9 protein-coding genes and 1 pseudogene are annotated in these 10,000 nt (G+C 46.4%); 4 read left to right on the forward strand and 6 right to left on the reverse strand.

Annotated elements, in window-relative coordinates:
- Positions 1 to 207: pseudogene (locus tag LDL40_RS14780) on the reverse strand (thioesterase); the annotation flags it as partial.
- 20 nt (positions 208 to 227) lie between these two features.
- On the opposite strand from LDL40_RS14780, the gene LDL40_RS14785 reads away from it, so the two are divergent.
- Entirely contained in the window at positions 228 to 857 is a 630-nt protein-coding gene (locus LDL40_RS14785) for a hypothetical protein (protein ID WP_300996191.1), read from the forward strand.
- Here LDL40_RS14785 and dtd read toward each other — a convergent pair.
- From dtd to LDL40_RS14805, 4 genes are read right to left on the reverse strand one after another with little or no spacing between them, the layout of a single operon-like run.
- Complete coding sequence (gene dtd, locus LDL40_RS14790; RefSeq protein WP_300996193.1) at positions 846 to 1,283, reverse strand: D-aminoacyl-tRNA deacylase; 438 nt, start codon at positions 1,281 to 1,283, stop codon at positions 846 to 848. The two genes, LDL40_RS14785 and dtd, sit on opposite strands and share 12 nt — an antisense overlap.
- Positions 1,280 to 2,254, reverse strand: a complete 975-nt coding sequence (gene pip / locus LDL40_RS14795) for a prolyl aminopeptidase (RefSeq protein ID WP_300996195.1) — start codon at positions 2,252 to 2,254, stop codon at positions 1,280 to 1,282. The genes dtd and pip overlap by 4 nt, the downstream gene beginning before the upstream one ends.
- Complete coding sequence (locus LDL40_RS14800) at positions 2,251 to 3,141, reverse strand: virulence factor BrkB family protein (protein WP_300996197.1); 891 nt, start codon at positions 3,139 to 3,141, stop codon at positions 2,251 to 2,253. The genes pip and LDL40_RS14800 overlap by 4 nt, the downstream gene beginning before the upstream one ends.
- 6 nt (positions 3,142 to 3,147) lie before the next feature.
- Entirely contained in the window at positions 3,148 to 4,185 is a 1,038-nt protein-coding gene (locus LDL40_RS14805) for an FAD:protein FMN transferase (protein WP_300996198.1), read from the reverse strand.
- A gap of 203 nt (positions 4,186 to 4,388) precedes the next feature.
- Between LDL40_RS14805 and LDL40_RS14810 the strand changes: the two genes are divergently transcribed.
- From LDL40_RS14810 to LDL40_RS14820, 3 genes are all read left to right on the forward strand, one after another.
- Positions 4,389 to 6,458, forward strand: coding sequence for a S9 family peptidase (locus tag LDL40_RS14810; RefSeq protein ID WP_300996199.1), 2,070 nt, complete (start codon positions 4,389 to 4,391; stop codon positions 6,456 to 6,458).
- 132 nt (positions 6,459 to 6,590) lie between these two features.
- A complete protein-coding gene (locus tag LDL40_RS14815; protein WP_300996200.1) occupies positions 6,591 to 7,334 on the forward strand; it encodes a ferredoxin--NADP reductase in 744 nt (247 codons plus the stop codon).
- Between the two features lie 324 nt (positions 7,335 to 7,658).
- The gene (locus tag LDL40_RS14820; protein ID WP_300996201.1) at positions 7,659 to 9,686 is read left to right on the forward strand and encodes a methyl-accepting chemotaxis protein; all 2,028 of its coding nucleotides are present in this window, start codon (positions 7,659 to 7,661) and stop codon (positions 9,684 to 9,686) included.
- Between the two features lie 34 nt (positions 9,687 to 9,720).
- Here LDL40_RS14820 and LDL40_RS14825 read toward each other — a convergent pair.
- Positions 9,721 to 10,000 (reverse strand): hypothetical protein (locus tag LDL40_RS14825; RefSeq protein WP_300996202.1); only part of this gene is annotated, 280 nt, incomplete at its 5' end.

Raw genomic sequence — 10,000 nt, forward strand, 5'->3', positions numbered from 1 at the left:
CGTCTGTTCGTCAACTTTATGCAACCGACCTACAGCAACCACTTCACCAGCTTCGGTGCAGACCATACGATGATAAGATTGAGCTTCAGAGTCATCCTGCTCTGAGCCTTTGGGCTGATCCCAGGGTGCACGCAGTACCTGCCAACGCAGTTGATAATAAGCCAGCCATTGAGCTTCAGTCTGTGGGGCGCTAAGCTGCCAGTTCACTTTATGATCCTGTAGTCCGTGTGTTTGAGGGTATTGTGGAACAAAAACCTGCTGCTATACAACAATTAGTCTGGTTTCAAGCCGGACCACCCCGGCTGGAACTGACAGAAGAAGGTAGATTTTTATGCCTGTATCTGGACGGCATCATGCAAAGTAAAATGAACCTATTGGCCCCGGCAGCGACTTTATCCGGCCACTTGGAGCCTGTTCTGCAGTCCTTGCAACAGCATAAACCCGACACTGTTTTGCAATTAGGGCTGGGTGGCGGCGATATCAATCGGTTTATCTGCACCACTTTGCCTAAAACAGAGTTAGTCACAGTAGAGCTAAACCAGCGAGTAATTGAACTGTATAAAGATTTTTTCTGCTTGCGAGGTAACGAAAAACTCTTAGCTTTATCAGCTAAAGATTTTTTACAAGGTAATCAGCGGCAATGGACTTTTATATTCTGGGATATTTATCCGCTTTTTGCTGGCTGGCAACAGACTATGCAAAAGTTGTTGCTGCAGCAAGGCACCATTTTAATCAATTTGTCCCAACCCGAATATCAGGCGGAACTGGAGGCTTTGTTAATCAGGCGCCAGTATAGATGTCACCGGACAGAAGGTTATTTAAACCTGTTATACGAAGTCAGCGCTTTAACTGTTTAGTAAAAAGGTCACAGGACCGTTATTTACCAGCGCTACCTGCATATCGGCACCAAACTGCCCTGTTGCTACTTCAATTCCCTGGTTTCTGCAGTACAAAACAAAATCCTGATATAGTTTCTGTGCTATCTCCGGATGAGCCGCTGTGGAAAAACTGGGGCGCAGGCCTGAATTCGTATCGGCAGCCAAAGTAAACTGCGACACAACCAGCAGAGCGCCAGCAACCTGCTGTACGTTTAGATTCATTTTGCCTTGCTCATCAGAAAATACTCTGTATTTCAGTACTTTATCTGCCAACTTTTTCAGCTGTAATTCTGAGTCATCTTTTTCAACACCAAGCAGAACCAATAATCCGGTCTCAATAGCACCTACGACTTGCTGATCCACAGTGACACTGGCGGAACTCACCCGCTGAATTAAGGCTTTCATACAGCTTTTACATCCTCTACATCCAACAACTCAGCCATCACCTGACTGGCTCTATACAAAGTTTTGGCAATGCCATCTTCAGACGCTGAATGACCAGCATCGACAACCCAATTCAGTTGTGCGCCAGGCCAACGAGAGGCCAGACTATAGGCATTCTCCGCTTTACACACCATGTCATAACGGCCATGCACAATCTGGCAGGGCAGGTGACTGATTTTATGCAAAGATTTAAGCAACTGATCTGGTTCAAAAAAACACAGATGCATAAAATAATGATGTTCGATCAATGCCAAAGCCAACGCCGAGTCAGCATCCATCTCGCCACCAAGAGCAAATTCATTTGGCAACAATGTGGCAATGCGTGATTCCCAAATACTCCAGGCTAACGCAGCCTCCAGACGGATGGCCTGATCCTTGTGATGCAACAGCAACTGGTAAGCCTGCAGAATATCCAACTGAGGAAACTCCGCTACAGGCTTAATAAAATCCTGATAGTAATCTGGAAAAACCTGACTAGCTCCGCCTTCAGCTCTGTAAAGCCAATCAATATCCTGCTCACGGCCGAGGAAAATGCCACGAAGTATAAATCCAAGACAATGGTGTGGATAAGCCTGACCATAAGCCAGCGCCAGAGTACTCCCCCAGGATCCGCCAGCGACCACCCACCGTGAAAGACCTAGGTTATTACGGATCAACTCCATATCAGCGATCAAATCCTGGGTGCTGTTGTTTTCCAGTTGCAAAGCTGGTGTAGATAAGCCACAACCACGCTGATCAAAAATAATAATGTGATACAGAGCCGGATCAAACAGCTGACGATGAAAAGGTGAACTCCCCCCTCCAGGACCACCATGGCAGTAAATGACCGGGATCCCCTTAGGGTTACCACTTTGTTCCAGGTAAATGCGCTGACCATCAGGAGTTTCAAGCCAGGTCCTGGCAAATGCCTCAATAACATCAAGTCTGTTCATGTCGTTGTATCCTGCGCAGTTTGTGAGTCTGTCCCCAAATCTTCATGCACACTCAACTCCTGCAATAAAGCAGTTAATTCGGCCCCTAATAACACCACCAGCCAGACCAGATAGATCCATAAAAACAAAATGGGCACCAGAGCTAAGGCGCCATATATAGCCTGATAAGATGGAAATTGAGTGATGTAAAGGGCAAAACCCTCCTTTAAAAACTCAAACAACAAACTGGCGACTGCAGCACCGATCAAAGCATGGCGATACGACACTTTGGCATTTGGTACCACCAGATACAGCAGGAAAAATGCCAGAATCGAAAACAGATAGGGGGTTAATGCCAACAATACAGAACTTAAACCCGGGGTATATCCTTCTGCCAGGCTGGATAAAGACAAAATATAGGAGGTTACTGCGATAGAAGCCCCCAGCAAGATAGGGCCAAAAGTCAGAACCATCCAATAAATTGAAAACGAAATAATAAGTCTGGGACGCTTTTTGATACGGAATATTCTGTTGATGGTTTTGTCTATATTGTGGATCAGCATTAAAGCTACCACCACCAAAGCCCCAATGCCAACAGCTGTCATTTTACCAATATTCTCAACAAATCCAGCTATATAGAGCCTGAGCTCATCCCCTTTGGAAGGGACAACATTGGCATATAAAAAAGCTTCAAGCTGGTCTCGCCATTCACCAAACATCGGGAAGGCGCCCATCACTGAAAACATCACTGCAATAAAAGGCACCAGAGACAATAAAGAGATATAAGCCAGATAACCGCCAATCACGTTGATTTGATCATGCTGGCAACGTTTAAAGTACAGACTAATGAAGTTAGTACTCTGCTGAAACCATAATTTCAGTCGCTCTTTATCCCATCCTTGTGCCATTAAGCCTTACTCCACAAAGCTGAAGGCTTTACCTGAGGCAAGAGCTTCAGTTAAAGCCTGGCTTGGTTTTTCAATAAAATCAGCACCTTGCTGATCAATAAATAACACAGGCAACTTCAGCTCATCTGCCACTTTTAAACCCTGCTCACTGCCCATACACAAAAAGGCGGTAGACCAGGCATCACCCCAGGTTGGATCAGGGATCAAAATAGTGGTTGAGACTGTCGCATGAGACACAGGGCTGCCGGTACGGGCATCTAAAACGTGACTATAACGCACACCATCCTGATCATAAAAATGACGATAGGTGCCTGAAGTCATAATGGACAGAGGCTCATCCTGCTGTACCATGATGATTTTTTGTAACTTTTGCGAATCAGGCAGTGGCTTTTCAATAGCGACTCGCCAGGCTTTAGACTCTGGCTTTTTCCCCTTACTGACCAACTCGCCCCCTACTTCCACCAAATAATTCTGGATCCCCGCTTTATCCAGAATCTTCGCCAGTTGACCTACAGTGTAGCCCTGAGCAATAGATGAGACATCTACTCTTAACCCTGTGTGTTGTTTTGCTAAACTTTTATTGTCGACACGGCTCAATTTATCCAAACCTATAGTTTGTTTCAGCGCCTGAATTTGTTCAGCACTGGGTTTAGTCAGCTTATCACCACGAAATCCCCATAGTTCAAAGTAAGGTTTCACAGTTAAATCATAACAACCATCGCTATAAGCTGAAATCTGCTTGGCAATATCCACCAGTTGAACTAACTCTTCGCCAACCTCTACCGGATCTCCGCTTTGCTGTGCGTTAAAACCTTCAATAACAGAATCAGGTCTGTAGTTCGACATCAACACATCTATCCGATCGATCTCATCTTTTAATTGAGTTTCTAAACGGCCTTTATCGACGTCCTGTTCACTCCAGAAGCTGACAGTAAAAGTAGAACCCTGAGCCGGACCTGAAATACGCTGTATCTGATCGGGTTGACTACAGGCAGTTAAACCTAAAAGAAGGAGGGCAAAAACACTGGGGCTTTTAAACAACATAAGGCACTACAAACAAAAGGATGGATGGCGCCAGTGTAAACAAAACGTCGGATAAAATCCAGCCGACAAGGCCGTAGTTACTGGCTTACAGCGGGGGAGAAGCGTGAACTAAACGCTTAAATTCAGGTTTTGGTCGCTGCTAATTTGTGCAGCACATCACATCGGGTTAGTTTAGTTGCTTAGTTATCAGAAGAGGTTTACCAATGAAAAAGCCCCAGGCCTTTGCGCCTTTTATTTATTCCTGCATCGCAAGCGTCACACTGCTCTGTGCTGCACCAGCTTTAGCTTCAACGGCAACAAGCCAGTACTTTGAATCGGAAGATATTTTTGCGCTGGAATATGCCAATGATCCGCAAGTATCACCGGACGGTAAACAAGTGGTGTACGTGCGCAACAGCAACGATATTATGACGGACGGCACCCACAGCAGTTTATGGTTGCTGGATGTAAAAACCGGCCAGCAAAGCCCATTATTTGTTGACCAGTTTAACTATGGCAGTCCACGCTGGTCTGAAGATGGTAGTCGTATTGCGTTTATTTCCGACCGTTCAGGCTCACGCCAAATCCATGTACATTATGTCAAAGAAAACAAAACTGCTTTAGTCAGCCAGCTTGCTAAAAGCCCGGGCAACCTGAGCTGGTCCCCCGACGGCGAACAGCTGGCATTTACCATGAATGTGCCGGCTCAACCCACTAAACTGGCCAAAGCGACCAAAATGCCGAAAAAACCTGAAGGTGCCAAATGGTCCGAACCTGCAGTACTGATTGAACGGGCTCAGTATCAGGCCGATGGGCAAGGCTTTTTAAAATCAGAGTTCCGTCATGTGTTTGTCTTACCTTCCACCGGAGGTAAAGAACGTAAGCTGACGGACGGCGACTTTAACTATGGTTCAGACTTAAGCTGGACGCCGGACGGCAAAGCGCTGATTTTTTCAGCTAATATCAGCAAAGATTGGGAATACCAGCCACGCGACAGCGACTTATATCAATTCAGCCTGGCCGACAGTCAATTAAAACAACTGACCAGCATGGCAGGCCAGGAAACTGCCGCAGTATTTTCCCCAGATGGTAAGTACCTTGCTTTTGTCTGGGGCAATAATGAGAAAGTACCTTACACCAACGGCAAATTAAAACTGATGGACTGGCGCTCAGGCGAGATTAAAGATCTGACCAGGGAGCTCGACAGAGACGTCGAAAACCCACAATGGCTGGACAACAGCAGTCTGGTGATCCAGTTTGATGATAAAGGCAAACGTACACTTGCTTCGGTGTCATTATCCGGCAAGCTGCAGCAGTTAACCGATCAGCTGTCAGGTGCGGCTTTACCTCAGCCTTATTTAAGTGGCGAATACAGTGTGGCGAATGAAGTGATTGCCTTTACTCAAGGCAATTCTCAGCGTCCGGCAGATGTGGCTGTGATAGCAAACGGCAGAACCCGTACTTTAACAGCGTTAAACGAAGATGTACTTGGCCACAAGAAATTAGGGCAAGTGCATGAAATTAATTACAAATCTTCTTTTGATGGCGAGCCGATTCAGGGCTGGTATATCACACCACCAGATTTTGACCCTAATAAAAAATACCCCATGATGCTGGAAATTCATGGTGGCCCACATTTAGCTTATGGCCCACATTTCAGTGCTGAAATGCAACGTTTCGCAAAAGAGGGTTACGTGGTGTTTTACGATAACCACAGAGGCAGCTCGTCTTACGGCGAACGTTTTGCCATGTTATTACACGGCAAATACAGCTCACCTGAGGATTACGCCGACCACGATTCAGGCGTCAATGCGATGATAGCTCTGGGCTTTGTCGATAAAGATAATTTATTTATAGCCGGCGGTTCTGCCGGTGGTATTGCCACTGCTTATGCAGTAGGCCTGACCCAACGTTACAAAGCAGCAGCAGTGGTGAAACCTATTATCAACTGGTTAAGCAAAGTACTGACTGGTGACAGCTATTTATATCAAACCTTCCATCAATTCCCCGGTGTGCCCTGGGAAAATGTTGAGCATTACTGGAAACGCTCGCCTTTATCGCTGGTCGGTAATGTCACCACTCCTACTATGCTGATGACAGGCGAAGCCGACAGACGCACACCAATCAGTGAATCTGAGCAGTTTTACCAGGCACTGAAAATTCGCAAAGTCGACACTGTGATGGTGCGTATTCCTGGCTCACCTCACGGTATAGCTAATAAACCCAGCCGTATGATCACCAAGATTGAGTACATTCTGGCCTGGTTTGAGCAGTATAAGACCAGTTCCAACTAGCACTGCAAAAGCCCGGTTTTCCGGGCTTTTTTTCGCCTGCAAGACAAGCTGAGCATCAGGCTTGTATATAAGTGCAATTTTGTTAGTCTTGTTTCAGGCAATCAGTTCAGACAACCCTACGGGAAATAACAGATGGCACAGTGGCTTAGCGGTACAGTAACGGCAAATACATACTGGACTAACACCTTATTCAGCCTGAAGGTGAAAACCGAGCCTGTTGATTTTATTGCTGGTCAGTTTGTCCGCTTAGCTTTGGATACAACAGATGGCAAAGTGCAGCGTGCCTATTCACTGCTGAATAGTCCGGGCGACGCAGAGCTGGAGTTTTTAATCAGCACTGTGCCTGATGGTTTGCTAACCCCTCTGCTACAGCAACTGAAAGCCGGCGATACAGTGCAAGTCAGTCAGCCTGCCAGCGGCTTTTTTATTCTGGATGAAGTGCCGCAAGGGAAGAACCTCTGGCTGATATCAACAGGTACTGGTATAGGGCCTTATTTATCTATGCTTGGCACAACAACGCCATGGCAACGTTTTTCGTCCATAGTGCTGCTGCACAGTGTACGTTTTGCTGCTGAACTGGTGTATCAGCCACTGATCCGGCAATTTCAACAGCGCTACCCCAATCAGCTGCATTATCAAGCCATAGTCACAAGAGAAGCTTACCCTGGCGCTTTATCGCATCGTATTCCGGAATTAATCAGCCAGGGCACAGTGCAACAAGCCTGTGGCCAACCACTGGATGTCCATTCTCAGGTGCTGCTGTGTGGGAATCCGCAGATGATCACAGAAACCAAAGCTGTATTAGAAAGTCTGGGACTGAAAAAGAATTTGCGCCGCGATCCTGGCCAAATCACGGTAGAGCAATACTGGAAATAGAGTCAGGTGTTCATACAGCGCCTGTAACAAGAGGGCCGCTAAGCCGCGACAGCCTGACACTCCTTAGCAGCTCCAGAAAGTCTACTTTCAGTTCTGCTCAACTGTTTTTGTTCACTCTATCCTTTTACGATTTCCGCTAAAGTTCTGAATAAACAATGAGCTGGCGCGAAAAAAATTTCTGTTAGATCCGTCGAAAAAGTTTTGCCTTCCACAAAACCAATTCGGAAATAACTGCAAATATGATAAATTTGAAATTAAATATAAACTAATGTATAAAGATAACCTAATTGGTCCCTCTACAACGCTACTTGGCGAGACTTTTATATGCTAAATACTTTAACCGCCCCTGCTGTACGTTTATCTCGCTTTCTGAGTTTCAAAGGTAAGTTTTTACTGATCTTTGCCGCTTCGATCATCCCGGGTTTGTTACTGCTGGGGGTGTCGGTGTTAAACGACTTGTCGGCCATAGAACGGGACAAAACAGAACTGGCAGGTAAAAAGTATATAGAAAAACTGACTCCCGTCAGCCGCGCTATATCCGATCACAGAGCCTCAACAGCCGCAGTGCTGAATGGTGATGATACAGTGCGCACTCAGGTGCGGCTTAATGCCGCTGCTATTAACGCCGCATTAGCTGAACTGAACAATCACGCTCTGAAAATTCAGGCAGAACAGTGGCAAGCCAAAATTTCAGAATTTAACCGCAAATGGCAATCGCTGGAACAACAATGGACTGAGATGTCAGCCAGTCAGAACTCATTGGCCCACATCGAACTCATTGGTCTTGTGACTGAGTTCAGGCACCATGTTGCCGGTGACACAGGTTTATTACTTGACCCGGATGCCAGCACTTATTACCTGATGATTACCGCCGTTGACAGCCTGCCTGCACTGTCAGAGCAGTTGCAACAGTTACGTGGTTCTGTGTCTTCAATCCAGGCCTCAGGCCAGTCGAATGAGAAAAGATTGGGCCGAATGGAAAGCACTGTGCAGCGCGAACTGCCACGTATGATCCAAAGAATCAATAATGATTTGGAACTCGCTTCAGACATAGACCCTGAAGCTGCTGTTTTGCTGCAACAACAATGGGAACCTGTCGCCAGTTTAATCAGTAGTTTTAGTCAAAAATTGATCGGTGATCTGCTTGCTGGTGAGCTTTCGTCTGTTCAACTGCAAAACCAGCTGCAAGAATTGGATGCCTTACTGAAGACGATTCTTGAGTTGGAAAGTTTTATGACGGAACGATTAGAACAAGGGTTACTGCAACGTATCGATACAGAATGGCTTGGGATCTATCAGTTGTTGGCTTTTGGCTTAAGTATTCTGTGTTTGGTTGGCTGGTTGATTGCAGGCTTTGCCAGGGATTTAACGCGCAGAGCAAAAGGCTTGGAGCAAGACATGGCTACTCTGGCTGCTGGCGACTTCAGTGCTCATGTGCGGGATAGAGGGGATGACGAATTGAGCCGTGTCGCGCAAAGTGCCGCCAGTCTGTCGAAACAATTAGGCGGCATCATGCAGGAAATAAAACACGAAGCAATTCAATTGATGCAGGCTGCGAACAATATAGCAGCGACCAGTTCGCAACTGGCTAACTCCAGTGCAGAGCAAAGCCATGCCGCAACTTCAATGGCTGCGGCTATGGAAGAGTTAACAGTGAGCGTAAGTCATATGGCAGAAAACGCTGAACAGGCCAGACTAAAAACTGAAGAATCAGGTAAAGCCTCTGTCTCTGGCAGTAAGGTGATCCATGACACAGTGCAAAGTATGCAAAGTATTGCAATGACGGTGAAAGAGGCCTCAGCCAGCGTCGCCGCTCTGGGTAATGATGCCAAGGCGATATCAGGTATTGTCGATGTGATCCGTGCTATTGCCGATCAAACCAACTTACTGGCATTAAACGCCGCCATTGAAGCAGCCAGAGCCGGAGAATCAGGGCGTGGATTTGCAGTTGTTGCTGACGAAGTCAGAAATCTGGCCGCACGTACCGCAACCTCAACCAGTGAAATTAGCCAAATGATAGAGCGGATCCAGAAAGGCACCAGTCTGGTGGTTAACAATATGGAAAGAGGCACTCAGCAGGTTGAGCAAGGCGTATTGTTGGCCAGTGAAGCAGGCCAGGCCATCGCCAGTATAAGTCAGGGTTCAGATTTGGTAGAGCAAATGGTGCAAAGTATGACTTTAACTTTAAATGACCAGGCAGCAGCCGCAGCGGAAGTGGCACTTAAAGTTGAAAGCATTGCCCAGATGTCGAATGAAAACACTCAGGCCACGCAAAGCTCTGCCCGGACAGCTGAAGACTTAAGAGCTGTGGCAAAAGAACTGGATGACAGAGTCAGTCAGTTTAAGTTCTGATCTAAAGAGTAAGGATGCCTGTATTGAGGCATCCTTAACACTGAGTTACAGGCAAAGTCAGTGAGCCTTTGACTTGTTCCCGCTGATAGATTTCCACAAGACACAACTGACTGGCCACAGCTTCATCACTGATTTTCAGATCAGTGACAGTTTTACCTTTGATTTTCAGTTCTACGTGCTGGTCTTTTGCTAATTGATTCAGGCTATGCACGACACAAATGTTGTTTGCCAAGCGGTGGTTTAGTGCTAAGTCTAAATCACCTACACCAGCTATTCTGCTTAAATCTTTGTCCAGACTAATACGTAAATCAGGT

Origin of the sequence: Rheinheimera sp. (assembly GCF_020217005.1) — a bacterium.
Classification (GTDB): Bacteria; Pseudomonadota; Gammaproteobacteria; order Enterobacterales; family Alteromonadaceae; genus Pararheinheimera.